The organism is Paracoccus sp. SSK6, from assembly GCF_039770665.1.
GTDB lineage: Bacteria > Pseudomonadota > Alphaproteobacteria > Rhodobacterales > Rhodobacteraceae > Paracoccus.
The window spans coordinates 1-25,693 of the sequence record NZ_JBDPNJ010000012.1; the positions used below are offsets into that span (position 1 = coordinate 1).

The following is a 25,693-nucleotide window of genomic DNA, read 5'->3' on the forward strand; positions in this document are numbered from 1 at the left end:
GGACGCATTGCGTCATCACCCCGCAACTGACCCGCTTCAAGGAAGCGGTGGTCAATGCCACCCGCGCCGCGCGAGAGTTCAACTTTGCCGACGAATCCCGGCAGGTCGTGGTGATCGCGGGGGTGCCCTTCAACGTGCCGGGCAGCACCAACATCGTGCGGATCGCGCCCTGCGACGAACGCTTGATCTTCGCCTCCGATCCAGAATAAGCGCGGAAACAGACAAGCCATTACGGGGATTTCCATGTCTGATCTTCTGCTGCTTGGCGGCATCGCCTTGTGCCTGATTTCGATTGTCGTGGCCTTGGTGCAGTTGCTGCAGACGCGGCCCCCGCGCGCGGCGGCGATCCTGCTGGTCCTGGGCATCGCGGCGATCTTCACCGCCGCCTATCTGGGGCCGCAGCCCTTCAGCCTGGAACAGATCCCGCAGGCATGGGGCCGTCTGGTCGGCGGCGTCACGACGCCCTGAGCCCTTGCCAAGACCGCCAGGCGCGCTTATACGGCGCGCTTCTACCCGTGCGTCCGGCCACTCTGGCATTGCCGAGGCGCGCGTTCACTTCGATCAAGGAGATGAAAATGCCGAAGATGAAGACCAAAGCGGCCGCCAAGAAGCGGTTCTCGTTCACGGCCTCGGGCAAGGTGAAATCCGCCCAGGCCGGCAAGCGCCATGGCATGATCAAGCGGACCACGAAGTTCATCCGCGACGCGCGCGGCACCACCGTCCTGTCGGACGCTGATGCCAAGATCGTCAAGAAATACATGCCCTATAACCGCTGATCGCGAGGACTGAACAATGGCACGAGTTAAATCCGGCAAGGTCACCCACGCCCGCCACAAGAAGGTTCTTGACGCGGCGAAAGGCTATTACGGCAACCGTTCGCGCAACTTCCGCACCGCCACCCAGGCCGTGGACAAGGCGAACCAGTACGCCACCCGCGACCGCAAGACCCGCAAGCGCAACTTCCGCGCGCTGTGGATCCAGCGGATCAACGCCGCCGTCCGCCTGGTGGACGCGGAAATGACCTATTCGCGCTTCATCAACCTGCTGGCGAAAGCCGGGATCGAGGTTGACCGCAAGGTCCTGGCCGATCTGGCCGTGAACGAACCCGAGGCGTTCGGCGCGATCGTGGCGCAGGCGAAAGCCGCCGCCTGATTTCAGGCGACTGCAACAACGGGCCGGTGCGTCATCAAGGCGCGCCGGCCTTTTTCATGGGCACCGTTGCTTGAAGCCTCCGCGCTTCCTATCCTTTGGGAATGCACGCTCGCAATCTATCCACCCGTACCCTCCGCGAACCCGTCAAGGTCGCGCTTGCCCGCCAGCCGCTGGGCATCGTCGGCACCGCCCTGACCGCCCGGCGCAACCTGCTGGAACTGATCCCCGCCATTGCCACCCGCCAGCCTATCGTGTCCGGCAAGACGGGGGTGCGGTTCCATATGGTGATGGACCCCCAGACGCTGCGCCATATCCTCAAGGACCGGCTGGAGGATTATCCCAAGTCCAACGTCACCAAGCTGATCCTGGAACCGGCGATTGGCGACAGCCTGTTCGTGGCGGAAGGGGCGCAGTGGCGATGGCAGCGCCGCGCCGTGGCGCCCGCCTTTGCCCTGCGCCATGTCGAGGCGCTTGGCCCCATCATGACCGCCGCTGCCGAGGCATCGACCCGCCGCCTGTCCGCCGCGCGCGGCCCTGTCGATCTGTTCGACGAAACCGTGGCCGCGACATTCGAGGTGATCTCGGACGTGACGCTGTCGGGCGACAAGGCCTTTGACCGCGACGCGGTGCATCACGCCATCGACGGCTATATCGCGCAGACCGCCAAGGTGTCGCTGCTGGACGTGATGGGCCTGCCAAGCTGGCTGCCCCGACCGGGGCGCATCTTCTCCCGTCCTGGCCTGAACCGGATGAAGCATATCGCCGACCGTGCCATCGACGCCCGTGCCGCCGCGCCCAAGGCCGAAGGCGTGCCGGACCTGCTGGACCTGCTGCTGAACGCCGCCGATCCCGAAACCGGCCGCGCCATGACGCGCGACGAACTGCGCGACAACCTGCTGACCTTCATCGTCGCGGGGCATGAGACGACGGCGCTGACGCTGGCCTGGGCGCTGTATCTCTGCGCCTTCGACCCCGAGGTGCAGGACCGCGCCGCAGCCGAGGCGCAGTCGGTCCTGGGCGATCGCGCCGCCGTGGCCGCAGATCTGCCCGCGCTGCCCCTGATCCAGCGGATCGTGAACGAAACGCTGCGCCTCTATCCGCCAGCCGCCTTCCTGTCGCGCACCGCGCAGGTCGCCGACCGGCTGTGCGGGCGCGAGGTTCTGCCCGGCGACACCGTGATGCTGCCGATCTATGCGCTGCATCGCCATCATCTGCTGTGGGACCGGCCCGATGCCTTCGATCCCGACCGTTTCCTGACCACGCCCGACCGTTATGCCTTCCTGCCCTTCGGCGCAGGGCCGCGCATCTGCATCGGCGCCAGCTTCGCCATGCACGAAGCCGTCATCATCCTGGCGACGCTGCTGGCGCGGTTCCGCTTTGCCGCCATTCCCGGCCGCGATCCGCAGCCGCGCATGATCCTGACCCTGCGCCCGCATGGCGGGGTCTGGCTGGACGTGAAGCCGCGCCGAGGCTTTTCCCCCGCCGCCATCAATGGTATCGCCGCGTGACGATACGCGAGGCATGACGATGGACGATCTGACCCCCCTCCGCCAGCAATGGCTTGACCGCATCAACGGCGCCGCCGACCCGGCCGCCATCGAGGAGGTGCGCCTTGCCGCCTTGGGCAAGAAGGGCGAGATCAGCCTGAAGATGCGCGAACTGGGCCGCATGACGCCCGAGGAGCGCCAGACCACCGGCCGCGCGTTGAACGAATTGCGCGACGAGTTGGACGCCGCCCTGCGCGCCCGCAAGCTGTCGCTGGAGGATGCGGCACTGGAGGCGCGGCTAGCGGGCGAATGGCTGGACGTGACCCTGCCGGGCCGGCCGCGTCCGCAGGGAACGATCCACCCGATCAGCCAGGTGACCGAGGAAGTGACGGCGATCTTCGCCGACATGGGCTTTTCGGTGGCCGAAGGCCCGCAGGTCGAATCCGACTGGTATAATTTCGACGCGCTGAACATCGCTCCCGAACATCCCGCGCGCCAGGAACACGACACCTTCTTCATGCGCCGCGCACCGGACGACAACCGTCCGCCGCATGTGCTGCGCACCCATACCTCTCCGGTCCAGATCCGCGCGATGCAGGACCAAGGCGCACCGATCCGGGTGATCTGCCCCGGCCGCGTCTATCGCATGGACATGGATCAGACCCACACGCCGATGTTCCACCAGGTCGAGGGCCTTGCTATCGACCGCGACATCAGCATGGCGCAACTGAAATGGACGCTGGAGGAATTCTGCCGTGCCTTCTTCGAGGTAGGCCAGGTCGAACTGCGCTTCCGCGCCAGCCATTTCCCCTTCACCGAACCGTCGGCCGAAGTGGACATCCGCTGCGACTGGTCCGGGGGGCAGCTGAAGATCGGCGAGGGGGATTCTTGGCTGGAGATCCTCGGGTCGGGCATGGTGCATCCGAATGTCCTGCGCGCGGGCGGGATCGACCCCGTCCAGTGGCAGGGCTTTGCCTTCGGCATGGGCATTGATCGGATTGCGATGCTGAAATACGGAATTCCCGATTTGCGCGCGTTCTTCGAAAGCGACCTGCGCTGGCTGCGGCATTACGGGTTTGCCGCGGGGGATGTGCCGAGTGTGAGTGGAGGATTGAGCCGGTAGGGTGGGGTTCCGCCCCACCGCCTTCGACTTCGTGCAATATGGTGGGGTGAAACCCCACCCTACAGCATTTTCAATGACCGTAGGGTGCGTGCTTGCACGCACCACACATCGCCATTACCGCCGCAGCGTCACCACGTTGCTGGCACTCGTAATCTCCACCGCCGCGATCCGCGACAACTGCACCGACGAAATCGCCATCGCCGTCCTGATCTCGTCCACGCCGGGGCGGGCGGGCAGGGCGGCTGCGCTGCCCGGCGCGGGCGGCACGCCCACCAGGCGCAGGCGCAGCACCCCATCTGCATCGGGGGCAAGCCGGTCGCCCGGCTGCGGGCGGGCCGTCACAAGCGCGACCGAGGAATAGCCGCGCAGCGGGGCAAAGCCCTCGACCACCAGCAGGCGGCCTTCGTTCAGCGGCTCCCATCGGGCGGCGGTGATCTGGGGGATGTCGGGGCGCGTGTCCGAGACCTGGGCATAGCCGCCCTCGGGCTCCAGCGTCCGGGCGGGGGCGCTGCCCCAGCGCAAGGGGTTCCAGCCGCTGTCGCCAAATCGCCCGCATCCGACAAGCGCCATCGTGGCGATCAGCAGCGGCGCGGTCAGTTTGCTCATATCCACCATCCCTTTGGCATTTCGGCCCGTGTTAGGCGAAAACGCCGCCCTGATAAAGGCACTTTGACCTTGCGGCCCCGCCGCGCTACCACGGCACAAAAGGACCGCGCCATGGCAACCCAAGCCTTTGAAGACATCGCCGAGACCTTCGACTTCCTGGACGACTGGGAAGAACGCTATCGCCATGTGATCGAGCTTGGGAAGGCCATGCCCCCCATGGACCCGGCCCTTCAGGTGCCCGCCACCAAGGTCGAGGGTTGCGCCAGCCAGGTCTGGATCATGCCGATGATCGAAGGCGGCCGCTTCGATTTCCAGGGCGACAGCGACGCGATGATCGTGCGCGGCCTGATCGCCGTGCTGCACGCGCTTTACTCGGGCGTCCCGGTGGCCGAGGTGGGCCGGATCGACGCCCAGGCCGAACTGGCGCGGCTGGGCCTGGACGAACACCTGTCATCGCAGCGGTCGAATGGGCTACGCGCGATGGTGCAGCGGATCAGGCAGCTTTCCGCCGACGCAGCGTGATCCAGCCGCCGCCCAAAACGCGGGTGCTGTCCGGTTCGTAGAACACGCAGGCCTGGCCGGGGCTGACCCCTTCCTCGGCATCCAGCAATTCGACCTCGGCGCGGGTGGCGTCGATGGGGCGCAGGATCGCGGGCCGGGGCGGCCGGGTGGACCGGATGCGGACCATGACCGGGATTTCGCCCGCGAAAGGCTGGTCGCCCAGCCAGTTCACTTCGCTGATCGGCACGATGGTCGTCGCCAGGGACGATTTCGGGCCAACGACGACGCGGCGCAGATCCGGGTCCAGCCGCACCACATACAGCGGATCGCCCAAGCCACCGATGCCAAGGCCGCGCCGCTGGCCGATGGTATAGTGGATCACGCCGCGATGCTGGCCCAGGACATTGCCGTCCATGTCCACGATCTCTCCCGGATCGGCGGCGCCGGGGCGCAGCTTCTCGATCACCGCGGCATAGTTGCCGTTGGGCACGAAGCAGATGTCCTGGCTGTCGGGCTTGTCCGCCACCGCCAGCCCGTATTCAGCGGCCAAGGCACGCGTTTCCGCCTTGCTGGCCAGATGGCCCAAGGGAAAGCGCAGAAAATCCAGTTGTTCCTGAGTGGTCGAGAACAGGAAATAGCTCTGGTCCCGGTTCGGATCGGCGGCCATGTGCAGTTCGGCCCCCGCCGCCCCGTCCTTGCGCTGGATATAGTGGCCGGTCGCCATGCAGTCCGCATCCAGATCGCGCGCGGTTTCCAGCAGGTCGCGGAACTTCACGCGTTCATTGCAGCGGATGCAGGGCACAGGCGTCGCGCCCGCCAGATAGGCATCGGCAAATTCGTCGATCACCGATTCGCGGAACTTGTTTTCGTAATCAAGAACGTAATGCGGAAAACCCATCCGTTCCGCCACACGCCGCGCGTCGTGGATGTCCTGCCCGGCGCAGCAGGCGCCCTTCTTGGCCAGGGCCGCGCCGTGGTCGTAAAGCTGCAGCGTGACGCCGATCACGTCATAACCCTCGGCCTTCAGCTTGGCCGCCACGACCGAACTGTCCACGCCGCCCGACATGGCGACCACCACCCGCGTCTGCGCGGGCGGCTTCGCAAAGCCAAGGCTGTTCAAGTCGGAAGCGCGCGCCGGGGCGCGGTGGTGAAGCGTCATGGCATATCTCGGGCAGTGAATGCGTCAAAATATAGGCAAATGCTCTCTATTCTCAACCCGCGAACGAAGCGAAAACCTGTCATGCTCAATTCGACCTTAAAGGGTTTGGGTCAGTGTCGTCACACGCGACATAGGACAGGTGGGATGTTCTTGAAGAAAACCGATGCGCCTCGAACCGTCATCCTGCCAGATGGCAGGGTTCTGACCCTGGCCGACCTGCCGCCCGAAAAGACAAGATGGGTGGCCAGTCGAAAGGAAACGGTCGTCAACGCCGTGGCCCATGGCCTGATCCGAAGGGAAGACGCGCTGCGCCGATACGGTCTTTCCGAGGAAGAGTTCGACAGCTGGACGAAGGCCTTTGGCCAGCATGGCCGCGCGGCGCTGAAAGTGACATTGATCCAGCGGTTTCGGCAACCTTAGATTGCGTTGGAAGGTTTCAGCCTTAAGGTAACCACATATTAACCTTATGGGCCGATGGTGGGTTCAGGTAGTACGAATCGGGGCGAACTTTCATGCGAATTCTGTTGGTTGAGGATGATCCCAGCACGGCGCGGGCCATCGAACTGATGCTGACCGCGGCCAGCTACAATGTCTTTCGGACGGATATGGGCGAGGAGGGGATCGATCTTGCCAAGCTCTATGACTACGACCTGATCCTGCTGGATCTGGATCTGCCCGACATGCACGGGATGGAGGTTCTGCGCCACCTGCGCCTGGCCCGTGTCGATACGCCGATCCTGATCCTGACCGGATCGGACGACACCGAAAGCAAGCTGCGCGGCTTCGGCTTCGGTGCGGACGACTACATGACCAAGCCCTTCAACCGCGAGGAATTGCAGGCCCGGATCCAGGCAATCATCCGCCGGTCGAAGGGACACAGCCAGGCAATCATCAAGACGGGTGAGATCTTGGTTAACCTGGACGCCCGCTCGGTCGAGGTGAAGGGCAAGGCCGTCAACCTGACCGGGAAGGAGTACCAGATCCTTGAACTGCTGAGCCTGCGCAAGGGCACGACGCTCACCAAGGAGATGTTCCTGAACCACCTTTATGGCGGCATGGACGAGCCCGAGTTGAAGATCATCGACGTGTTCATCTGCAAACTGCGAAAGAAGCTTTCCGAGGCGATCGGCGGCGACAGCCATATCGAGACGGTCTGGGGCAGGGGCTATGTCCTGCGCGAACCCACGCCGAATGCCGAGCGTCTGGCGATCGGTGCCTGACGCTTTCAACATCGCGGATCAAAGGACCGCAGCCTCTGGGAAATCCTCTGCCGGACGTCGTATAGAATGGATGACGAAAGGCGGAGATGGTGATGGCGGACGAAACGCGGGACAGTAACATGCAGGCCCGGCCAGACCTGGACGGGCTGGATGAACAGCGCGCAGGCGATGAAATCGCCGACCTGTCGGCCCGGATAGCCCAGGCGAACGAGGACTATCATACCCTCGACGCGCCGGTCCTGTCGGATGCGGAATACGACGCCCTGAAGCTGCGGCTTCTGGCCCTCGAGCGCGCCTTTCCGCAGCTTGCCCGGCCCGACAGCCCCACGCAGAAGGTCGGCGCCGCTCCGGCTGAAGGCTTCGGCAAGGTCGTCCATGCGCAACGCATGATGTCGCTGGAAAACGGCTTCAGCGCCGAGAATGTGACCGATTTCGTGGCGCGCGTCCGCAGCTTCCTGGGGTTGCGTGATACCCCGGCCTTTACGGCGGAACCCAAGATCGACGGGTTGTCGCTCTCCCTGCGCTACGAGGATGGCGTGCTGGTCCAGGCCGCCACGCGCGGCGATGGTAGCGTGGGCGAAAATGTCACTGCCAACGCCCGCACCATCGGCGATATTCCCCACAGGCTGACAGGCGACGTGCCCGCCATCCTTGAGGTGCGTGGCGAGGTTTACATGAGCCACGCCGATTTCGAACAGTTGAACGCAGCCGAGGGCGGCCGCGTCTTTGCCAACCCCCGCAACGCCGCCGCCGGATCGCTGCGCCAGATCGACCCGGCGGTCACCGCCTCGCGCCCGCTGCGGTTCTTCGCCTATGGCTGGGGGCAGTTGAGCGAACCCTTGGCCGATACGCAGATCGGTGCCGTCGAGCGGTTGGCGGCGCTTGGCTTTCGGACCAACCCCCTGACGCGGCTTTGCCATGACGCCGACCAGATGATCTCCGTCTGGGCCGAGATCGAGCAGCAGCGCGCCACGCTGGGCTATGACATCGACGGCGTGGTCTACAAGGTCAACGACCTGTCCTATCAGACCCGGCTTGGATACCGCTCGACTACGCCCCGCTGGGCACTTGCCCACAAGTTTCCGGCGGAAACCGCCTGGACCCGTCTGGACCGGATCGACATCCAGGTCGGCCGCACCGGCGCCCTGTCCCCCATTGCGCGCCTGGAGCCGGTGACGGTTGGCGGGGTCGTGGTGTCGAATGCGACGCTGCACAACGAGGATTATATCGCCGGGCGCGACAGCAGCGGTGCGCCCATCCGAGAGGGGCGCGACATCCGCGAGGGCGATTGGGTCAAGATCTATCGCGCGGGCGATGTCATCCCGAAGATCGCCGATGTGGATCTGTCGCGCCGCCCCGAGACCAGCCAGCCCTATGCCTTCCCCGAAACCTGCCCACAATGCGGATCCGACGCGATCCGCGAGCCGGGCGATTCGGTGCGGCGCTGCACCGGCGGCATGGCCTGCCCCGCTCAGGCAGTCGAGAAGCTGAAGCATTTCGTCAGCCGCGCCGCCTTCGACATCGAGGGCCTTGGCGCCAAGCAGATCGAGATGTTCTTCGCTGACGCCACCCTGCCGATCCGCGAACCCGCTGACATCTTCACCTTGGCCCGGCGTGACGCGCACAACCTCGCCAAGCTGAAGAACCGAGAGGGTTTCGGCGCAAGGTCCGCTGACAAGCTGTTCGCCGCCATCGAGGACAAGCGCCGCGTTCCGCTGGAGCGGCTGATCTTCGCCCTTGGTATCCGCCATGTGGGCGAGGTCGCGGCGGGCATCCTCGCGCGCCATTTCGGCACCTGGGATGCGCTGATCGCCGCCGTGGACGCCGCCGCAACCGAGCCCGCCTTTGCCGCGGAGGACAAGGCCCGTCGCGCGGTCTTGGCCGACAGCCCGAACTGGTCCGAACTGACGACCATCAACGGTATCGGCTCGGTCCTGGTGCAATCCCTTGTCACCACCCTGACGCAGGATGCCGAGCGCGCCAGCATCGACCGCCTGATCGCGCAGATCGAGGTGATCCCCGCCGCCACCCGCCAAGCCCAGGAAACCGCCATCAGCGGCAAGACCCTGGTCTTCACCGGCACGCTGGAGCGGATGACGCGGGCCGAGGCCAAGGCGCGGGCCGAAGCCATGGGCGCCAAGGTCGCCGGATCGGTCAGCGCCAAGACCGACCTGCTGATCGCGGGTCCGGGCGCGGGGTCCAAGGCCACGAAGGCCGCCGATCTGGGCGTCACCGTCATCGACGAGGATGAATGGCTGCGCATCGCGGGCGGCGCATGACCCAGCCCAAGGGCCGCCCTCCGGCGCTTTTCCCGCTGTTTTCCGATGTCGATACCCTGCCGGGCATCGGCCCGAAAAGCCGTGCCGCCCTGGCGCAGATGGGGATTGAACGACCGCGCGACCTGATCCTGACCCTGCCTGCCAGCGGCATCACCCGCCGCCGGATTGCCCGCATCAGCGATGCGCGCGCGCCCGAGATCGTGACCCTTGCCGTCACCGTCGGCCGCCACTATCCGCCCGCGTCCAAGGGCCGTCCCTGGCGCGTTCATTGCAGCGACGGCGTGGGCGACCTGACCCTGGTGTTTTTCCATCCCCGCAAGGAATGGATCGAAAGCCAGTTTCCGACAGGCGCCCGCCGCATCGTCAGTGGCAAGGTCGAGCTGTTCGACGGCCTGGCGCAGATGGTCCATCCCGACCACATCCAGCGAGAGGACGAGCCCCCATTGCCCGAGTTCGAGGCGGTCTATCCGCTCTCGGCCGGGCTGACGCAGAAAATGATGGGCAAGGCGGTCGAGGCCGCGTTGACCCGCCTGCCGCCCGTTCAGGAATGGATCGACCCGCAGCTTGTGGCTCAGCGCGGCTGGCCGGATCTGGCGAGCGCGCTGCGGCAGGCGCATGATCCGCAATCCATGCGCGACCTGTCGCCCGATGCGCCGGCGCGGGCGAGGTTGGCTTACGATGAATTCCTGGCGCACCAGATGACGCTGGCCCTGGTCCGTCGGGAAAAGCGGCGGCTGAAGGGGCGGCCCAGCCGGGGCGACGGCCGGTTGCGGCGCGCGGTTCTGGACAGCCTGCCTTGGCCGCCGACCGGCGCGCAGCGCCGCGCGGTCGAGGAGATCGCCGCCGACATGGGCAGCGACCGGCGGATGAATCGGCTGCTGCAAGGCGATGTCGGGTCGGGCAAGACGCTGGTGGCAATGCTGGCCGCCCTTGTCGCGGTCGAGGCGGGCGGGCAGGCGGTGCTGATGGCGCCGACCGAGATCCTGGCCCGCCAGCACGCCCGCGCGCTTGAACCGCTGGCGCGGGCGGCAGGCATCCGGCTCGCTGCCCTGACGGGCCGCGACAAGGGTGAGTTGCGCGCGCAATTGCTGGACGATCTGGCGGAAGGCCGCATCGACATCCTAGTCGGCACCCATGCCGTCTTCCAGAAGGACGTGCATTTCCACGACCTGCGGCTGGCGATCATCGACGAACAGCACCGCTTTGGCGTGGCGCAGCGGTTGGAGTTGTCGGCCAAGGGGCAGGTGCCGCCCGACATGCTGATCATGACGGCGACGCCGATCCCCCGGTCGCTGGCGCTGACGCAATATGGCGACCTGGACATCTCGATCCTGGACGAAAAACCGCCGGGACGGCAGCCCATAACAACCGTGATGATCAGCGACCAGCGGCTGGACGAGGTGACGGCGCGGCTGCGTCGCGTTCTGGACCAGGGTGCCCGCGCCTATTGGGTCTGCCCGCTGGTCGATGAAAGCGAGGTCAGCGACCTGACAGCCGCCGAGGCCCGGTTCCAGTCACTGCGCGCGCAGTTCGGCGAGGTCGTGCGCCTGGTCCACGGCCAGATGCCCGCCGATCAGCGCGATGCGGCCATGGCCGACTTTGCCAGCGGCCGCGCGCAACTGCTGGTCGCGACCACGGTGATCGAGGTCGGCGTGGACGTGCCCCAGGCGACGATCATGGTGATCGAGCGCGCCGAAAGCTTTGGCTTGGCGCAGTTGCACCAGCTTCGCGGGCGGGTCGGGCGAGGGTCGGGGGCGTCCACCTGCCTGCTGATGTATCACCCGCCGCTGAACGAATCAGGCGCGCGCCGCCTGACGACCCTGCGCGATACCGAGGACGGTTTTCGGATTGCCGAGGTCGATCTGGAAATGCGGGGCGCGGGCGATGTGATCGGCACCGCGCAGTCAGGGCTGCCCCGGTTCCGAATCGCCGATTTGGAACATCAGGCCGGGTTGATGGCCGTTGCGCGGCAGGATGCGCGCGCGTTGCTGGACCGGGATCCGGGGCTGGAAAGCCAGCGTGGACAGGCCATTCGCCTGTTGATGTGGCTGATGAGCCAGGACGAAGCGGTCCGCCTGATCTCGGTCGGCTAACGATGTTCTTAAAATGTTCTTTACAGAGCGCCGAAGATATGAGAACAAATGGGCAACAAACAGGAGTTGTCCATGTCCCGTGAATTCGCTTCTGATCTGTTGGGTGTCATTGCCCTTGCCACCACGACCCTGATCGTCCTGTGGCTGCCTGCCATCCTGCAGGCCTGAACTCTGCCCCGCGTTGCGATGACGGCGCCCGCCTGTGCGTCCGTCAATCCCCCTGCACGCGCAACTACCGGCCCTTGCGGGCCGGTTTTTTTATGCGCCGGCCTGTTCGATGGCCTCCAGCGTCGCATCCCATGCAAGCAGGATCGAGGCGTGGCGGTTCGGGTAATCCCGTGCGGGCAGCAGCGCCTCAAGGTCGGCAAAGGGGGCCGGGGGCGGATCGCCGGCCGAGGTCAGCATGGCCCGCAAGGCCTCACGGGTCGCGGCGATTTCGTCCCGGCTGCGGCCGATGATCGCCTGGCCCAAGACCGAAGCCGAAGCCTGGCCAAGCGCACAGGCCCGCACCTCTTGCGCGAAGTCGGCGATCCGGTCGCCCTCCATCGCGACATAGGCCGTGACCGAGGATCCGCATTGCGGCGACCGGCGCATGGCCTTGCCGTCGAAATCCGATAGGGCGCCCAGATGCGGGATGGTCGTCGTCAGCGCAAGGATCCTGCGCGAATAAAGCTGCATCAGGTCGCTGTCGGCCATCGGTCTTTCCCAGGGTCTGCCTGCGGTCTAGATAGGAACCCGATCCGCGAAAGGAAACCCGATGTTCGACCCTGCCAGCCTTAAATACGACGCGAACGGCCTGATTCCCGCCATCGCGCAGCACGCGGACAGCGGCGAGGTTCTGATGATGGCCTGGATGAATGCCGAAAGCGTGGCGCGGACGCTGGACACGCGCAGCGTCACCTATTGGTCACGGTCGCGGCAGGCCTTCTGGGTCAAGGGCGAAAGCTCGGGGCATGTGCAGGAACTGGTGGAGCTGCGTGTCGATTGCGACCGGGACTGCCTGCTGGTCTTGGTGCGCCAGACCGGGCCCGCTTGCCATACCAACCGGCGCAGTTGCTTCTATACCGCGGTCCGGGAGGGTGCCGAAGTCGAGATCATGGAACCGACGGCTTAAAATCCGACCAGTCGGCGGATGTCCTGCGGGGTGGCGCCGTCTTCGCGGTAATGGCGGATCGCGCGGGCGTCGTCGCGTTTCGCCAGCCGTTTGCCCGCATCGTCGCGGATCAGGCGGTGGTGGTGATACAAAGGCGTGGGAAGCTGCAACAGCTTCTGAAGAAGAACGTGGATGTAGGTTGAATCGAAAAGGTCTTTTCCGCGTGTGACCACCGTGATGCCTTGCGCGGCATCGTCCACCACGACGGCAAGATGATAGGACGTGCCCATGCCGCGCCGCGACAGGATCACGTCGCCGATCCCGTCCAGGAACTGATCGCGGGTCAGCGCATGGTCATGGCCGGGCATGATCGCCTCGTCCTGAAAGACGATGCGGTTGATGCTCAAGGCATCGAAGGTGCGGGCGACATCAAGGCGGATCACGTCATCCGGCCCCGCCTCGGACAGGCTGCGGCCTCGGCAGGTGCCCGGATAAACCAGCCCGTCCGGTCCCGCAGGCAAGGCGCCTTCCTGCGGAGCCGACAGCGCCGCGCGAATGTCGCCGCGACGGCAGCGGCAAGGGTAGCTGTAGGGTGCAAGCCGCGCCAAGGCATCGCGATAGGCCGCCATTCGGTCCGACTGCCGCATGACCGGACGTTGCCAGTCCAATCCCAGCCACGCCAGATCCTCATGGATCGCGGTTTCGTATTCTGGGCGGCAGCGGTCACGGTCGATATCCTCGATCCGCAGCAGGAACTGGCTGGGGCTGGCTTCGCGCTCCGCCACAAGCGCCGCATAGGCATGGCCCAGGTGCAGCAGCCCCGTAGGCGAGGGCGCAAAGCGCGTGCGTCTTACTGTGCAGCCAGCCATGCGGCGAAGTCGTCCTTGGCGCGCTGCGTATAGGCGGGATAGCGATCCTTGCGGCCCTTTCGGCCGCCGCGGATGTCCTCCAGCGGGGGGAACAGGCCGAAGTTCACGTTCATCGGCTGGAAGGTCCTGGCCTCGGCCCCGCCTGTGATGTGGTTGACCAGGGCGCCCATGGCGGTGGTCGGCGCTGGAGGCGGCAGGTCGTGCCCCTTCGCCTGCGCGGCGGCCATCCGGCCCGCCAGCAAGCCCATTGCGGCGCTTTCGACATAGCCCTCGACCCCCGTGACCTGACCTGCAAAGCGCAGGTTCGGACGCTGGCGCAGGCGCATCCGGTCGTCCAGCAGCGTGGGCGAGTTCAGGAAGGAATTGCGGTGGATGCCGCCAAGCCGCGCGAAGCTCGCGTTCTCAAGCCCGGGGATCATGCGGAACACCTGGGTCTGCGCGCCGTATTTCATCTTGGTCTGGAAGCCGACGATATTATAAAGCGTTCCCAAAGCATTATCCCGACGAAGTTGAACTACTGCATAAGGTTTTTCGTCCGGCTTGTGCGCATTGGTCAGCCCGACCGGCTTCATCGGCCCGTGGCGTAGCGTTTCGCGCCCGCGTTCGGCCATGACCTCGATCGGCAGGCAGCCGTCGAAATAGCCTGCGGTTTCGCCTTCGTGGAACTCGGTTTTGTCGGCGGCCAGAAGGGCGTCGATGAAGCCCTCGTATTGGTCGCGGGTCATCGGGCAGTTGATATAGGCCTTCTGCTCGGCCTCGGTTTCGCCCTTGTCATAGCGGCTTTGTTCCCAGGCCACGGACATGTCGATGGTGTCGGCATGGACGATGGGGGCGATGGCGTCGAAGAAGGCCAGCGCATCCGTCCCTGTCACCGACCGGATGGCCTGAGCCAAGGCGTCCGATGTCAGCGGCCCGGTCGCAACGATCCAGTTTCCGTCGGTGGGCAGGTCGGTGATCTCTCCCGGAAGGATCTGGATCAGCGGCTCGGCCTGAAGGGCTTGGGTGACGGACGCCGAAAAGGCCTCTCGGTCCACGGCTAGGGCGCCGCCTGCGGGCAGACGGTGGCGTTCGGCCATGGCCATGATCAGCCCGCCTGCCGCGCGCATTTCCCAATGCAGTTGGCCCACGGCGTTCATCACGTCATCGTCGGAGCGGAAGCTGTTGGAACAGACCATCTCGGCGCAGTCGCCGGTCTTGTGGGCGAAGGTGCCCTTGGCGGGGCGCATTTCGTGCAGGACAACCGGGACGCCTGCGCGGGCGATCTGCCAGGCAGCTTCGGATCCGGCAAGGCCCGCGCCGATGATGTGGATGGGTTCCATGCGACCTCCTGCAAGGGGACTAGCAAAATGGAAAGGGCGGCGCCAGCGGCACCGCCCCGATGGTTGCGCAAGGCGGAAGATCACTCTTCCGCAGCGGCCTCGGCTTCCTCGTCGTCGCCGGAACGCAGTGCAGAGGGCGCGGCGATGTTGGCGATCACGAAGTTGCGGTCGATGGTGGGCTTCACGCCTTCCGGCAGCTTCACGTCGTTGATGTGGATCGTGTCGCCGACGTTCAGACCTTCCAGATCGACGGTGATGTGATCGGGGATATCACCCGCGGTCACGACCAGCTCGACCTCGGGGCGCACCGTCACCAGCGTGCCGCCGCGCTTCAGGCCGGGGCATTTGTCGTGGTTGATGAAGTCCACGTGGATGAACAGGTTCACCTTCGAGGTGCGGCGCAGGCGCATGAAGTCGATGTGGATCGGCAGATCCTTCACCACGTCCTTCTGGACGCCGCGGCAGATGACGCGCACGTCTTCCTGGCCTTCGACCTTCAGGTTGAACAGCGTGGACATGAAGCGACCGGCGCGCAGCTGGGTCAGCAGTTTGTTGAAGTCGAACTGGATGTTGACCGGATCCTTATGGTCACCATAAACGACTCCGGGCACCTTGCCGTCGCGGCGAGCTTGGCGGGCGGCCCCCTTGCCTGACCCCGCGCGCGGCTCGGCCACCAGATCAGGGATCTCTTTGGCCATGATATATCTTCCTATCGGTTGTGGGTGCCGCCATCCTCCAAGGGTGCATGGCGACAGGTTGCGGCCTATACGGCAACGGGGGCGATTTGTGAAGCCCCCACGGGCGCGGGAATGTCGTATTCGTCCAGGAAGCCGCGCGGGATCATCACGTTCTGCGGGCCGATGTCCTTCACATCGCGTTCGCCGCACAGCGCCATGCTGATGTCCAGTTCCTTGCGGATGATCTCCAGCGCCTTGGTCACGCCGGCCTCGCCCATGGCGCCAAGCCCGTGCAGCCAGGCCCGCCCGATCCAGGTGGAATGCGCGCCAAGCGCCAGCGCCTTCAGCACGTCCTGGCCCGATCGGATGCCGCTGTCCATGTGAACCTCGACCCGGTCGCCCACGGCCTTGACGATATGCGGCAACATGCGGATCGAGGACAGCGCCCCGTCCAGCTGCCGTCCGCCGTGGTTGCTGACGATGATCGCGTCCGCGCCGAAGTCGGCCGCGATGCGCGCGTCGTCTGGGTCCAGCACGCCCTTCAGGATCAGCTTGCCGCCCCACATGTCGCGGATGCGCGCGATCTTGTCCCAGTCCAGCCTTTCGTCGAACTGCTCGGCCGTCCAGCTTGACAGGCTGGTCGGATCGGCGACGCCCTTGGCATGGCCCACGATATTGCCGAAGAAGCGCCGCTTCGTCTGCAGCATTCCCATGCCCCAACGCCACCGCATGGCCAGATCCAGCAGGGTGGGCAGCGTCAGCTTGGGGGGCGCGGACAGGCCGTTCTTCAGATCCTTGTGCCGCTGGCCCAGGATCTGCAGATCCAGCGTCAGCACCAGGGCGCTGCACTGGGCCTTCTTCGCCCGCTCGATCAGGGCGGCCAGGAAATCCTGATCCTTCATGACATAAAGCTGGAACATGAAGGGTTTCGTGGTGTGTTCCGCGACATCCTCGATGGAGCAGATCGACATCGTGGACAGGCAGAAGGGCACCCCGAACTTCTCGGCCGCGCGGGCGGCGTGGATTTCGCCATCGGCGTGCTGCATCCCGGTCAGGCCGACCGGCGAGAGGGCCACCGGCATGGTCGCGGGCAGGCCCACGATGTCGGAGGCCGTGCTGCGGTTCGACATGTCCACGGCGACCTTCTGGCGCAGCTTCAGCCGCGCGAAGTCGGTCGTGTTCTCGCGAAAGGTCTGTTCGGTATAGCTGCCCGATTCCGCGTAATCGTAGAACATCCTGGGCGTGCGCGCGCGGTGCATCCGCTTCAGATCTTCGATCGAGGTGATGACGGGCATGAAACTCTCCGCAGCTTGGTCAAAAGTTTTTACCAGAGGGGAGGGCGCGGGGCAATCAGTCCCGTGTCCGCATCCGTGACAGCGCTTCGGGTTCGATCACGGGGCCGCGCAGGGCGTCGGCACGTCTGCGCAGTTCGGCGGCGCGCGCCTCGGCCTCGGCATCGACGGTGGCGGGCGAGGTCGCGGCCTCGGGAGCGTGATCGGGCAGGATGGGTTCTGCCAGGATCTGGTCGGTGGGCAGCAGGCGCGGATAGGGATCGTCCTTGCCATCGCAGCCCGACAGCAGGGCGGCGCAGGCGATCAGGGTCAGGGCGTGTTTCATGGCCCGCAGCCTAAAGCGCGCGCCCATGCGGGGCAACGGGCTTTCCCGGCGGCGACCCGCGCGCTAGAAGACCCTCATGGCCCGCACCCAAGGTTCCCGCGCCGAGATCACCGGCCCCCTGATCCGCGACCATGCCCGCCGCTTGTTCGCGCGGCAGGGCTATGCCGCCGTGTCGATGCGCCAGATCGCATCCGCCGTGGGCGTGCAGGCCGGGGCACTCTATGCCTATACCCCCGACAAGCAGGCGCTGCTGCTGGATCTGCTGGAAAGCCACATGCAGGATCTGCTGGCCGCCTGGTCGGATGTGCCGGGCGATCCGCTGGCGCGACTGGAACGCTTTGTGCGCTTTCACATCGACACCAGCCTGGATCATCCCGACGCGGTGTTCCTGTCCTATATGGAACTGCGCAACCTTTCGCCCGAAAATTTCGCCCGCATCGCCGCCCTGCGCAGCCGCTATGAGGCCGCGTTGGAAACGATCCTGCGCGACGGGGTGGCGGCGGGCCTGATGCGCATCGACGACCTGAAGCTGGCGACGATGGCGCTGATCGCGATGCTGACGGGGGTGACCAACTGGTATCGCGAAGGTGGGCGGCTGGACCGCCAGCGGATCGGCGACATTTACTGGGGTCTGACGCGGGGCGCGGTCGGCGCGGATTGACCGCCGCGTCTTCTTTGTCCAAATACCCCCTTCCTGACGCTTGCCGCACAGCGCCACCACCCCGATAATCACCCCATGAGTCTGCCCCCCGGCTTCCTTGACGAGATTCGCAACCGCGTTCCGATCAGCCGCGTGATCGGGAAGAAGGTCGTGTGGGACTTGCGCAAGTCGAACCAGGCGCGCGGCGACTGGTGGGCGCCATGCCCGTTCCACCAGGAAAAATCCGCCAGCTTTCATTGCGATGACCAGAAGGGCTATTATTACTGCTTCGGCTGCCACGCCAAGGGCGACGCCATCAAGTTCCTGCGCGAAGCCGACGGGATGGAGTTCATCGAGGCGGTCAAGCTGTTGGCCGCCGAGGCGGGCTTGCAGATGCCCGAGCCCGACCCCCGTGCCCGCGAACGCACCGACCGCCGCACCCGCCTGTTCGAGGTGACCGAGGCCGCCTGCCGCTGGTTCCGCCTGCAATTGCAGACCGTAGCCGCTGCCGAAGCGCGCGATTACCTCCTCCGCCGCGGCCTAGACCGCGCGGCCGAGGAGCGGTTCGAGATCGGCTTTGCCCCCGACAGCCGCACCGCGCTGACCGGCGCCTTGCGCGAGAAGGGCTTTGACGAAGCGTTGATCGTCGAATCGGGCATGGCGGCCAAGCCCGACAACGGCGGCGCGGCCTATGATCGCTTCCGGGGGCGCATCATCTTCCCGATCCGCGACGGGCAAGGCCGCTGCATCGGCTTCGGCGGCCGGGCGATGGATCCGAATGCGCGCGCCAAGTATCTCAACAGCCCGGAAACCCCGCTGTTCGACAAGGGGCGCAATCTCTACAACCTTGGCCCCGCCCGCGCCGCCGTCGCCAAGGGCCAGCGGCTGGTCGTGGCCGAGGGCTATATGGACGTGATCGCGCTTGCCCGCGCGGGGTTCGAGGGCGCGGTCGCCCCCCTGGGCACCGCCATCACCGAGGATCAGTTGCGCCTGATGTGGCGCATCTCGCCTGAACCCGTGATTTCGTTGGACGGCGACGCGGCGGGGCAGCGCGCGGCGCAGCGGCTGATCGACCTTGCCTTGCCGCTGACGGGGCCGGGGCAGGCGCTGCGTTTCGTCATCCTGCCTGCGGGGCAGGATCCCGACGACCTGATCAAGGCCGCCGGTCCGGGCGCCATGGGCGCGCTTCTGGATGCTGCGCGCCCGCTGGTGGACCTGCTGTGGTCGCGCGAAACCGAAGGGCAGGTGTTCGACAGTCCCGAACGCAAGGCCGCCCTGGACAAGCGCCTGCAGGACGCGGTTGCGAAGATCCCGGATGAACTGACACGCAACCATTACACCGAGGAGTTGCGCCGCAAGCGGTGGGAGTTGTTCGGCGGATCGTCCCGCGAAGGCGAACGCCGGACTGCGGACCGCCGGCAGGGCCGCCGCGACCGGCCGCAAGCCGCGCGCCCCGTTCCCCTTGCGGCAGTCGATCCGCCTTCCGCAACCGCGCTGCTGGAGGGGGCCAGCCTGCTGATCTGCGCGCTGCGGCCCAACCTGATCGCACAGGCCGAAACCCGGCTGGAACGGTTGTCTCCGCTGGATCCCGACCGGGCGGCGCTGCTGTTCGACCTGCTGTCCCACGGCGAAAGCGCAGGGGGACGGCGCGGGCTTGAAACGCTGCGGCGTGACGCCCATCTGGGCCTGACCCCGGCGGTCATCGGATCCCAGGACGACGAGACGGCGCTGGCAATATTGAACAATCTCCTCGACCGGCTTGAGGCACAGCGCGCGGCAGGGTCCGAACTTGCCCGTGCCGAGGCCGAGATTCAGGGAGAAGCGGATGAAGGATTGACCTGGCGGATGCAGCAGATCGCCCGCGCCCGCCATCGTGCCGAAAGGCCGGAACTGGAAGGCGGCGCGGACCTGAACGAAGACCGCGACGCATTGTCGGCGCAATTGTCCCAGTTCATGGACGAGCAGATCTGGCGCAAGCCGACGCGCCGCTGAGCAGAGCCTAAACTGATTCGCCGCGTGGCGAATCAATCGCGCTGCCGGCCCTTTGATTCGAGGGTGCCGCGCGCTAAATACAAAACGAGTTCGAGTGATTCGCCTTGCAGCGAATCACCGCATGACGAAGGGAGCCCTTGATGGCCGCCAAGGACGACGATCACGACAAGACCGACAAGGACGACAACGCCCATTCCCTGGACATGAGCCAGGCGGCCGTCAAGCGCATGATTGCCGATGCGCGGGAACGGGGTTATATCACCTATGATCAGCTGAACGCCGTCCTGCCGCCCGAACAGGTCAGCAGCGAGCAGATCGAGGATGTCATGTCGATGCTGTCCGAGATGGGCATCAACGTGATCGAGGACGAGGACGAGGCCGAGGAGCCGGAAGGCGGCGCGGTCGCCGTTGTCGGCTCGACCTCTCGCGAGATCGCGGTTGCATCCACCGAGACCGAGAAGCTGGACCGCACCGACGACCCTGTACGGATGTACCTGCGCGAGATGGGCAGCGTCGAGCTGCTGTCGCGCGAGGGCGAGATCGCCATCGCCAAGCGGATCGAGGCCGGCCGCAACACGATGATCGCGGGCCTTTGCGAAAGCCCGCTGACCTTCAAGGCCATCACCATGTGGCGCGAGGAGCTTCTGGACGAGGAGATCCTGCTGCGCGACGTGATCGACCTGGAAACCACCTTCGGCCAGTCCATGGACGACGAGGAAGGTGACGAGGAAGAACTGTCCGAAGGCAGCGTCCAGACCGAGGCCACGCAAAAGCGCGAGGAGCTGGATGCCGACGGCAATCCCATGCGCAGCGAGGATGACGAGGACGAGGACGAAGGCGCCAACCTGTCGCTGGCCGCGATGGAAGCCAGCCTCAAACCCAAGGTTCTGGAAACGCTGGAACTGATCGCGCGCGACTATGAAGCCCTGGCCGCGATGCAGGACCAGCGGATGTCGGCCACGCTGAACGAGGACAATAGCTTCTCGGCCAGTGCGGAAAGCGACTATCAGGTTCTGCGCTCGCGCATCGTCGGGCTGGTGAACGAGTTGCACCTGAACAGCAGCCGGATCGAGGCCCTGGTTGACCAGCTTTACGGCATCAACCGCCGGATCGTCACCATCGACAGCGGCATGGTCAAGCTGGCGGACGCCGCGCGCATCAACCGCCGCGAATTCATCGACGCCTATCGCGGGACCGAGCTGGACCCCGCTTGGGTGGACCGCATGTCCCAGCAGTCGGGCCGGGGCTGGCAGGCGCTGTTCGAACGTTCGCGCGACAAGGTCGAGGAATTGCGCAACGAGATGGCGCAGGTCGGCCAGTATGTCGGCGTCGATATCGAGGAATTCCGCCGCATCGTGGCCCAGGTCCAGCGCGGCGAGAAAGAGGCGCGCCAAGCCAAGAAGGAAATGGTCGAGGCGAACCTGCGGCTGGTGATCTCGATCGCCAAGAAGTACACGAACAGGGGCCTGCAATTTCTTGATCTTATTCAAGAAGGCAACATCGGCCTGATGAAGGCCGTGGACAAGTTCGAGTATCGGCGCGGCTACAAGTTCTCGACCTATGCGACCTGGTGGATTCGCCAAGCGATTACCCGGTCCATCGCGGACCAGGCGCGCACCATCCGCATCCCGGTCCACATGATCGAGACGATCAACAAGCTGGTCCGCACCGGCCGCCAGATGCTGCACGAGATCGGCCGGGAGCCAACGCCGGAGGAACTGGCCGAAAAGCTGCAGATGCCGCTGGAGAAGGTCCGCAAGGTGATGAAGATCGCCAAGGAGCCGATCTCCCTTGAAACCCCCATCGGGGACGAGGAGGACAGCCAGCTTGGCGATTTCATCGAGGACAAGAACGCCGTCCTGCCGCTGGATTCCGCCATTCAGGAAAACCTGAAGGAAACGACGACGCGGGTTCTGGCCTCGCTGACGCCGCGTGAGGAGCGGGTGCTGCGGATGCGCTTTGGCATCGGCATGAACACCGACCACACGCTGGAGGAAGTCGGTCAGCAGTTCAGCGTGACCCGCGAACGCATCCGCCAGATCGAGGCGAAGGCGCTGCGCAAGCTGAAGCACCCAAGCCGCAGCCGCAAGCTGCGGTCCTTCCTGGATCAGTAAACGAGAAGCCGCCTTCGGGCGGCTTTTTCATGGCATTGATACAACTGTCGGTATTTGGACCACGCAGGGATGTCCTCGGCGCTTGCAATCCAGGGGTAAATCGTGAACGCTAAACCCAAGTTGCAAAAGGTTCGTTCATGCCCGCCGACACGATCCTGATCGTCATCTGCCTTGTCCTGGCGGCGGTCGTGCTGTTGCTGCTGATCCAGCGGCGTGGAGCGGCAGGTCAGGATCCCAGAATTCCCGAACTTGAACGCAGGCTTGCCGAACTGGACGAACAGCGCCTTCGCGCCGGCCGGTTGGAGGCGCAGACAGAGCATCTGGAAAGCCGCCTGTCCGAGGTGGCGGACGAGCGTGACAATCTGACGGATGCACTGCAAGCCGAACGGCGCGCCATCGCGCGGCTGGAAGGAGAACTTGCCGCAGCGCGGCTTGCGGCTGAAAAAGATCTGATAGCCGAACGGCGCGAGATCGCGCGCCTGCACGAATTGCGCGACCAGGTGAACGACGTTGTGGTGAGGCTGACGGCGGAACGCGATGGCCTGAACGAAGCCTTGGGCGCGGAACGCCAGATCATCGCCCGCCTTGAACGTGACCTGTCCGAGGCGCGGCTTATCGCGCAGAAGGATCTGCAGGCGGCGCAGCGCGAGATTGCCACCTTGAAGGAACTGCGCGAGGAAATGACCGGCCAGTTCAAGCTGCTGGCCAATGAAACCTTGAAGAACCAGGGCGCCGAGATGCAGCGCGCTCATGGCGATCAGTTGAACGCGCTACTGGCCCCTTTCCGCGACCAGGTCCATCGGTTCCAGAACGAACTTCAGGCGCGGAACAAGGCGACCGACGAGGAACGCGCCCGCCTGCGCGAGCAGATCGAAGGGCTTTACCGGCGGTCCGAGGCGATCTCTCGCGAGGCCGTCAACCTGACCCGGGCGCTGAAGGGCGACAGCCAGAAGCGCGGCGCCTGGGGCGAGATGATTCTGGAGCGCATCCTGGAAGATTCGGGCCTGCTGGAGGGCACGCATTACACCACCCAGACCAGCCGCCGCGATGAGGAGGGCAGGACATGGCGCCCTGACGTAATCATCAGGATGCCGCAGAAGAAGGTGCTGGTGGTCGATAGCAAGGTCTCGCTGGTGGCGTATGAGGAAGCGGTCAGCGCCGAGGATCCAGCCCTCTGCGACAGCGCGCTGCGCCGCCATGTCGCGGCGATGCGGACGCATATCGCCTCGCTTTCGGGCAAGGGCTACCATGCCCTGGATGAGGGCTCGGTCGATTACGTGCTGATGTTCATCCCCATCGAAGGCGCCTTTTCCGAGGCGCTGCGCGTCGATCCCGACCTGACGCGCCACGCGATGGAAAACCGCGTCGGGCTGGCCACGCCCTCGACGCTGATGCTGACGCTGCGCACGGTCGATCATATCTGGACGGTCGAGCGGCGGGAATCCAACGCGGCGGCCATCGCCAACCGGGCGGGCGCCCTTTACGACAAGCTGCACGGCTTTGTGTCTGCCATGGAAGATGTGGGCGCAGCCTTGGACAAGGCTCAGAAAAGCCATGCGACGGCCATGGACCGGCTGTCTCGCGGTTCCGGCAATGTCATCCGACAGGCCGAACTGCTGCGCCAGCTTGGCGCGCGCAACCAGAAGCGCCTGGAAATCGCGCATGACGGCGACGACGAACTGCCCCTGCTGGGCAGCCCCGAGGCGGCGGAATGATCGCCACCTTCACGGTCGAGACGCGCGGGCCTGCCTGTCACGACATCACCGGCAAGGTCGCAGGCTGGCTGCGCGAGGAGGGCGCGAGGGAAGGCGTTTTGACGCTGATGGTGCGCCACACCTCTTGTTCCCTGCTGATCCAGGAAAACGCCGATCCCGATGTGCAGACGGATCTTCTGGGCTGGCTGGACCGCATCGCGCCGTCTGCCAACGACCCTGCCATGGCCTGGCTGCGCCACCGGGATGAAGGGCCGGACGACATGCCCGCGCATCTGAAGGCCGCCGTGCTGCCGGTTAGCCTGCAAGTTCCGGTAACGGCCGGGCGGATGATGCTGGGAACATGGCAGGGCATCTATCTGGTCGAACACCGGCGCGCGCCCCATCGCCGCCAGATTGCGGCGGCGTTCCAGGGCACATGACGCGGTATTCAGGACACAGGTGGCATGGGGAACATCTTGTGTTGCCTTGATAATGCTACCCAAGCCCTGCGTGCCTGCCTATAGTGATGGGCGACCGAGCACGGAAGGGAACAACCGATGCGCTGCCCGTTTTGCGGAAACGTCGATACGCAGGTCAAGGATTCGCGTCCCGCCGAAGACAATGTCGCCATCCGCCGCCGCCGCTTCTGCCCGGCCTGCGGGGGGCGCTTCACCACCTATGAGCGCGTGCAGCTGCGCGACCTGGTGGTGGTCAAGTCCAGCGGACGGCGCGAGGATTTCGACCGCGACAAGCTGGCCCGGTCGATCCGCATCGCCATGCAGAAGCGCCCGGTCGAGCCTGAACGGATCGAGCAGATGATCAGCGGCATCGTCCGCCGCCTGGAAAGCACGGGCGAGACGGACATTCCGTCCAAGATGATCGGCGAGATCGTGATGGAGGCGCTGTCGCGCATCGACAACGTGGCCTATGTCCGTTTTGCCAGCGTTTACAAGAATTTCCAGGACGCGGACGATTTCGACAAGTTCGTGTCCGAACTGCGGCCCGGCGCGGCCAGCGACTGAATCGTGACGCGGCAAGACGATCTGCGCCACATGGCTCATGCGCTGAGGCTGGCGCGCCGGGGATTGGGCAATGTCTGGCCGAACCCGGCCGTCGGCTGCGTCATCCTGCAGAGTGGCCGGGTGGTTGGCCGGGGCTGGACACAGCCGGGCGGGCGCCCCCATGCCGAACGGATGGCGCTGGATCAGGCCGGAACGTCGGCACGGGGCGCGACCGCCTATGTCACGCTGGAGCCCTGCGCCCATCACGGGCGAACCCCGCCCTGCGCCGAAGGCCTAGTTGCCGCCGGTGTTGCGCGTGTCGTGTCGGCTATGACCGACCCCGATCCGCGCGTTGCCGGGCGCGGGTACCAGATCCTGCGCGATTCAGGCATCACCGTGACCGAAGGCGTGCGCGAGGCCGAGGCGCGCGAATTGCAGGCGGGGTTTCTGTCGCGCATCCAGAAAGGGCGGCCCTTTGTCACGCTGAAGCTGGGGACCAGCTTTGACGGGCGGATCGCCACGGCCAGCGGTGAAAGCCAGTGGATCACCGGGCCTGCGGCGCGGCTGCATGTCCATGCGATGCGCATGGCCCATGACGCGGTGATGGTCGGCGGGAACACGGCCCATGCGGACCGTCCGTCCCTGAACGTCCGGGGGCTGGCCACGCCGCGACAGCCGGCGCGGGTCGTCCTGTCCTCTCGCCCTCTGCCGGACCTGCCGCCCGAGGGGCCGATGCATGGGCCCTTGTGGCAGATCGACGCCCCCGTGGAAGACGCGCTGGCGCAGCTTGCCGGACGCGGGATCACCCGCGTCTTCTGCGAAGGCGGGGGGCTGCTTGCGGCCTCGCTGCTGCGGGCGCGGCTTGTCGATCAGATCGTCGGCTATACCGCAGGGGTCACGCTGGGCAGCGACGGATTGCCCGCGATCGGACCGATTCAGGTCATGCACCTTGCCGATGCGCCACGGTTCCGGCTGGTCGAAACCCGCCCGATCGGTTCCGACCTGTTCCATCGCTGGCTGCGGGTCGGTTGAGTCACACGATAAGGAAGGAGCCTTG

27 protein-coding genes are annotated in these 25,693 nt (G+C 65.6%); 19 read left to right on the forward strand and 8 right to left on the reverse strand.

The annotated features are described in order from the left end of the window. The 6 genes from AAIL68_RS09940 to pheS form a co-directional block, all read left to right on the forward strand. A partial coding sequence (locus AAIL68_RS09940) for a pyruvate kinase alpha/beta domain-containing protein (RefSeq protein ID WP_347139625.1) occupies positions 1–209 on the forward strand: 209 nt, incomplete at its 5' end. A gap of 34 nt (positions 210–243) precedes the next feature. Further along, positions 244–468 (forward strand): hypothetical protein, encoded by a 225-nt coding sequence (locus AAIL68_RS09945; protein WP_347139626.1) that lies wholly within the window; start codon positions 244–246, stop codon positions 466–468. 107 nt (positions 469–575) lie between these two features. Beyond that, on the forward strand, positions 576–776 hold the full coding sequence (gene rpmI, locus AAIL68_RS09950) for a 50S ribosomal protein L35 (protein ID WP_347139627.1): 201 nt from the start codon (positions 576–578) through the stop codon (positions 774–776). Between the two features lie 16 nt (positions 777–792). Beyond that, positions 793–1,152 (forward strand): 50S ribosomal protein L20, encoded by a 360-nt coding sequence (gene rplT, locus AAIL68_RS09955; RefSeq protein ID WP_103171045.1) that lies wholly within the window; start codon positions 793–795, stop codon positions 1,150–1,152. Between the two features lie 101 nt (positions 1,153–1,253). Further along, positions 1,254–2,660 carry a cytochrome P450 gene (locus tag AAIL68_RS09960; RefSeq protein WP_347139628.1) on the forward strand — a complete coding sequence of 469 codons (1,407 nt, stop codon included), beginning with the start codon at positions 1,254–1,256 and terminating at the stop codon, positions 2,658–2,660. A gap of 19 nt (positions 2,661–2,679) precedes the next feature. After that, the gene (gene pheS / locus AAIL68_RS09965) at positions 2,680–3,762 is read left to right on the forward strand and encodes a phenylalanine--tRNA ligase subunit alpha (protein ID WP_347139629.1); all 1,083 of its coding nucleotides are present in this window, start codon (positions 2,680–2,682) and stop codon (positions 3,760–3,762) included. A gap of 114 nt (positions 3,763–3,876) precedes the next feature. On the opposite strand, the gene AAIL68_RS09970 is transcribed toward pheS, so the two are convergent. Further along, positions 3,877–4,368 carry a hypothetical protein gene (locus AAIL68_RS09970; protein ID WP_347139630.1) on the reverse strand — a complete coding sequence of 164 codons (492 nt, stop codon included), beginning with the start codon at positions 4,366–4,368 and terminating at the stop codon, positions 3,877–3,879. Between the two features lie 111 nt (positions 4,369–4,479). Between AAIL68_RS09970 and AAIL68_RS09975 the strand changes: the two genes are divergently transcribed. Continuing rightward, the gene (locus AAIL68_RS09975; RefSeq protein WP_347139631.1) at positions 4,480–4,890 is read left to right on the forward strand and encodes a SufE family protein; all 411 of its coding nucleotides are present in this window, start codon (positions 4,480–4,482) and stop codon (positions 4,888–4,890) included. On the opposite strand, the gene mnmA is transcribed toward AAIL68_RS09975, so the two are convergent. After that, positions 4,862–6,028, reverse strand: a complete 1,167-nt coding sequence (mnmA, locus tag AAIL68_RS09980) for a tRNA 2-thiouridine(34) synthase MnmA (protein WP_347139632.1) — start codon at positions 6,026–6,028, stop codon at positions 4,862–4,864. The two genes, AAIL68_RS09975 and mnmA, sit on opposite strands and share 29 nt — an antisense overlap. Before the next feature lie 144 nt (positions 6,029–6,172). Between mnmA and AAIL68_RS09985 the strand changes: the two genes are divergently transcribed. The 4 genes from AAIL68_RS09985 (at position 6,173) to recG (ending at position 11,620) form a co-directional block, all read left to right on the forward strand. Next, entirely contained in the window at positions 6,173–6,448 is a 276-nt protein-coding gene (locus tag AAIL68_RS09985; RefSeq protein WP_347139633.1) for a DUF1153 domain-containing protein, read from the forward strand. Between the two features lie 92 nt (positions 6,449–6,540). Beyond that, positions 6,541–7,248 (forward strand): response regulator transcription factor, encoded by a 708-nt coding sequence (locus tag AAIL68_RS09990; RefSeq protein ID WP_347139634.1) that lies wholly within the window; start codon positions 6,541–6,543, stop codon positions 7,246–7,248. A 119-nt stretch (positions 7,249–7,367) separates the two neighbouring features. Further along, positions 7,368–9,527, forward strand: coding sequence for an NAD-dependent DNA ligase LigA (gene ligA / locus AAIL68_RS09995; protein WP_347139712.1), 2,160 nt, complete (start codon positions 7,368–7,370; stop codon positions 9,525–9,527). Beyond that, positions 9,500–11,620 carry an ATP-dependent DNA helicase RecG gene (gene recG / locus AAIL68_RS10000; RefSeq protein ID WP_347139635.1) on the forward strand — a complete coding sequence of 707 codons (2,121 nt, stop codon included), beginning with the start codon at positions 9,500–9,502 and terminating at the stop codon, positions 11,618–11,620. Before ligA ends, recG begins: the two co-directional genes overlap by 28 nt. 258 nt (positions 11,621–11,878) lie before the next feature. On the opposite strand, the gene AAIL68_RS10005 is transcribed toward recG, so the two are convergent. Then, the gene (locus AAIL68_RS10005) at positions 11,879–12,316 is read right to left on the reverse strand and encodes an iron-sulfur cluster assembly scaffold protein (protein ID WP_347139636.1); all 438 of its coding nucleotides are present in this window, start codon (positions 12,314–12,316) and stop codon (positions 11,879–11,881) included. A gap of 61 nt (positions 12,317–12,377) precedes the next feature. Here AAIL68_RS10005 and hisI point away from each other — a divergent pair, with 61 nt between their 5' ends. After that, on the forward strand, positions 12,378–12,734 hold the full coding sequence (gene hisI / locus AAIL68_RS10010) for a phosphoribosyl-AMP cyclohydrolase (RefSeq protein WP_347139637.1): 357 nt from the start codon (positions 12,378–12,380) through the stop codon (positions 12,732–12,734). Here the strand turns inward: hisI and gluQRS are convergent. The 5 genes from gluQRS to AAIL68_RS10035 form a co-directional block, all read right to left on the reverse strand. Next, positions 12,731–13,582 (reverse strand): tRNA glutamyl-Q(34) synthetase GluQRS, encoded by an 852-nt coding sequence (gene gluQRS, locus AAIL68_RS10015; RefSeq protein ID WP_347139638.1) that lies wholly within the window; start codon positions 13,580–13,582, stop codon positions 12,731–12,733. The genes hisI and gluQRS overlap by 4 nt on opposite strands. Beyond that, the gene (trmFO, locus tag AAIL68_RS10020) at positions 13,564–14,901 is read right to left on the reverse strand and encodes a methylenetetrahydrofolate--tRNA-(uracil(54)-C(5))-methyltransferase (FADH(2)-oxidizing) TrmFO (RefSeq protein ID WP_347139639.1); all 1,338 of its coding nucleotides are present in this window, start codon (positions 14,899–14,901) and stop codon (positions 13,564–13,566) included. The genes gluQRS and trmFO overlap by 19 nt, the downstream gene beginning before the upstream one ends. Positions 14,902–14,981: 80 nt before the next feature. Continuing rightward, positions 14,982–15,599, reverse strand: coding sequence for a 50S ribosomal protein L25/general stress protein Ctc (locus AAIL68_RS10025; protein WP_347139640.1), 618 nt, complete (start codon positions 15,597–15,599; stop codon positions 14,982–14,984). Between the two features lie 65 nt (positions 15,600–15,664). Next, positions 15,665–16,873: an alpha-hydroxy acid oxidase gene (locus tag AAIL68_RS10030; RefSeq protein WP_347139641.1), complete on the reverse strand. Its 1,209-nt coding sequence runs from the start codon at positions 16,871–16,873 to the stop codon at positions 15,665–15,667. 55 nt (positions 16,874–16,928) lie between these two features. After that, positions 16,929–17,195 carry a hypothetical protein gene (locus tag AAIL68_RS10035; protein WP_347139642.1) on the reverse strand — a complete coding sequence of 89 codons (267 nt, stop codon included), beginning with the start codon at positions 17,193–17,195 and terminating at the stop codon, positions 16,929–16,931. A 76-nt stretch (positions 17,196–17,271) separates the two neighbouring features. Here AAIL68_RS10035 and AAIL68_RS10040 point away from each other — a divergent pair, with 76 nt between their 5' ends. The 7 genes from AAIL68_RS10040 to ribD all read left to right on the forward strand — a co-directional run bounded on the left by AAIL68_RS10040 (position 17,272) and on the right by ribD (position 25,668). Then, entirely contained in the window at positions 17,272–17,856 is a 585-nt protein-coding gene (locus AAIL68_RS10040) for a TetR/AcrR family transcriptional regulator (RefSeq protein ID WP_347139643.1), read from the forward strand. 75 nt (positions 17,857–17,931) lie between these two features. Then, the gene (dnaG, locus tag AAIL68_RS10045; protein WP_347139644.1) at positions 17,932–19,827 is read left to right on the forward strand and encodes a DNA primase; all 1,896 of its coding nucleotides are present in this window, start codon (positions 17,932–17,934) and stop codon (positions 19,825–19,827) included. 140 nt (positions 19,828–19,967) lie between these two features. After that, the gene (gene rpoD / locus AAIL68_RS10050) at positions 19,968–21,941 is read left to right on the forward strand and encodes an RNA polymerase sigma factor RpoD (protein ID WP_347139645.1); all 1,974 of its coding nucleotides are present in this window, start codon (positions 19,968–19,970) and stop codon (positions 21,939–21,941) included. 137 nt (positions 21,942–22,078) lie between these two features. Continuing rightward, the gene (rmuC, locus tag AAIL68_RS10055) at positions 22,079–23,656 is read left to right on the forward strand and encodes a DNA recombination protein RmuC (RefSeq protein ID WP_347139646.1); all 1,578 of its coding nucleotides are present in this window, start codon (positions 22,079–22,081) and stop codon (positions 23,654–23,656) included. Then, complete coding sequence (locus tag AAIL68_RS10060) at positions 23,653–24,075, forward strand: secondary thiamine-phosphate synthase enzyme YjbQ (protein ID WP_347139647.1); 423 nt, start codon at positions 23,653–23,655, stop codon at positions 24,073–24,075. Before rmuC ends, AAIL68_RS10060 begins: the two co-directional genes overlap by 4 nt. 117 nt (positions 24,076–24,192) lie before the next feature. Further along, on the forward strand, positions 24,193–24,657 hold the full coding sequence (nrdR, locus tag AAIL68_RS10065) for a transcriptional regulator NrdR (RefSeq protein WP_347139648.1): 465 nt from the start codon (positions 24,193–24,195) through the stop codon (positions 24,655–24,657). A gap of 3 nt (positions 24,658–24,660) precedes the next feature. Next, entirely contained in the window at positions 24,661–25,668 is a 1,008-nt protein-coding gene (gene ribD, locus AAIL68_RS10070; RefSeq protein WP_347139649.1) for a bifunctional diaminohydroxyphosphoribosylaminopyrimidine deaminase/5-amino-6-(5-phosphoribosylamino)uracil reductase RibD, read from the forward strand. Positions 25,669–25,693: the final 25 nt, after the last annotated feature.

Excerpts from the sequence above, each read along its gene's own strand:
- nrdR (WP_347139648.1), top strand. The coding sequence starts at position 24,193 with ATGCGCTGCCCGTTTTGCGGAAACGTCGATACGCAGGTCAAGGATTCG.
- AAIL68_RS10040 (WP_347139643.1), top strand. The coding sequence starts at position 17,272 with ATGGCCCGCACCCAAGGTTCCCGCGCCGAGATCACCGGCCCCCTGATC.
- recG (WP_347139635.1), top strand. The coding sequence starts at position 9,500 with ATGGCTGCGCATCGCGGGCGGCGCATGACCCAGCCCAAGGGCCGCCCT.
- AAIL68_RS09975 (WP_347139631.1), top strand. The coding sequence starts at position 4,480 with ATGGCAACCCAAGCCTTTGAAGACATCGCCGAGACCTTCGACTTCCTG.
- trmFO (WP_347139639.1), bottom strand. The coding sequence starts at position 14,901 with ATGGAACCCATCCACATCATCGGCGCGGGCCTTGCCGGATCCGAAGCT.
- rpmI (WP_347139627.1), top strand. The coding sequence starts at position 576 with ATGCCGAAGATGAAGACCAAAGCGGCCGCCAAGAAGCGGTTCTCGTTC.
- rpoD (WP_347139645.1), top strand. The coding sequence starts at position 19,968 with ATGGCCGCCAAGGACGACGATCACGACAAGACCGACAAGGACGACAAC.
- rmuC (WP_347139646.1), top strand. The coding sequence starts at position 22,079 with ATGCCCGCCGACACGATCCTGATCGTCATCTGCCTTGTCCTGGCGGCG.
- ligA (WP_347139712.1), top strand. The coding sequence starts at position 7,368 with ATGCAGGCCCGGCCAGACCTGGACGGGCTGGATGAACAGCGCGCAGGC.
- AAIL68_RS09990 (WP_347139634.1), top strand. The coding sequence starts at position 6,541 with ATGCGAATTCTGTTGGTTGAGGATGATCCCAGCACGGCGCGGGCCATC.
- AAIL68_RS09960 (WP_347139628.1), top strand. The coding sequence starts at position 1,254 with ATGCACGCTCGCAATCTATCCACCCGTACCCTCCGCGAACCCGTCAAG.
- rplT (WP_103171045.1), top strand. The coding sequence starts at position 793 with ATGGCACGAGTTAAATCCGGCAAGGTCACCCACGCCCGCCACAAGAAG.
- gluQRS (WP_347139638.1), bottom strand. The coding sequence starts at position 13,582 with ATGGCTGGCTGCACAGTAAGACGCACGCGCTTTGCGCCCTCGCCTACG.
- AAIL68_RS10030 (WP_347139641.1), bottom strand. The coding sequence starts at position 16,873 with ATGCCCGTCATCACCTCGATCGAAGATCTGAAGCGGATGCACCGCGCG.
- AAIL68_RS09970 (WP_347139630.1), bottom strand. The coding sequence starts at position 4,368 with ATGAGCAAACTGACCGCGCCGCTGCTGATCGCCACGATGGCGCTTGTC.
- AAIL68_RS09945 (WP_347139626.1), top strand. The coding sequence starts at position 244 with ATGTCTGATCTTCTGCTGCTTGGCGGCATCGCCTTGTGCCTGATTTCG.
- dnaG (WP_347139644.1), top strand. The coding sequence starts at position 17,932 with ATGAGTCTGCCCCCCGGCTTCCTTGACGAGATTCGCAACCGCGTTCCG.
- mnmA (WP_347139632.1), bottom strand. The coding sequence starts at position 6,028 with ATGACGCTTCACCACCGCGCCCCGGCGCGCGCTTCCGACTTGAACAGC.
- AAIL68_RS10005 (WP_347139636.1), bottom strand. The coding sequence starts at position 12,316 with ATGGCCGACAGCGACCTGATGCAGCTTTATTCGCGCAGGATCCTTGCG.
- pheS (WP_347139629.1), top strand. The coding sequence starts at position 2,680 with ATGGACGATCTGACCCCCCTCCGCCAGCAATGGCTTGACCGCATCAAC.
- AAIL68_RS09985 (WP_347139633.1), top strand. The coding sequence starts at position 6,173 with ATGTTCTTGAAGAAAACCGATGCGCCTCGAACCGTCATCCTGCCAGAT.
- AAIL68_RS10060 (WP_347139647.1), top strand. The coding sequence starts at position 23,653 with ATGATCGCCACCTTCACGGTCGAGACGCGCGGGCCTGCCTGTCACGAC.
- AAIL68_RS10035 (WP_347139642.1), bottom strand. The coding sequence starts at position 17,195 with ATGAAACACGCCCTGACCCTGATCGCCTGCGCCGCCCTGCTGTCGGGC.
- hisI (WP_347139637.1), top strand. The coding sequence starts at position 12,378 with ATGTTCGACCCTGCCAGCCTTAAATACGACGCGAACGGCCTGATTCCC.
- AAIL68_RS10025 (WP_347139640.1), bottom strand. The coding sequence starts at position 15,599 with ATGGCCAAAGAGATCCCTGATCTGGTGGCCGAGCCGCGCGCGGGGTCA.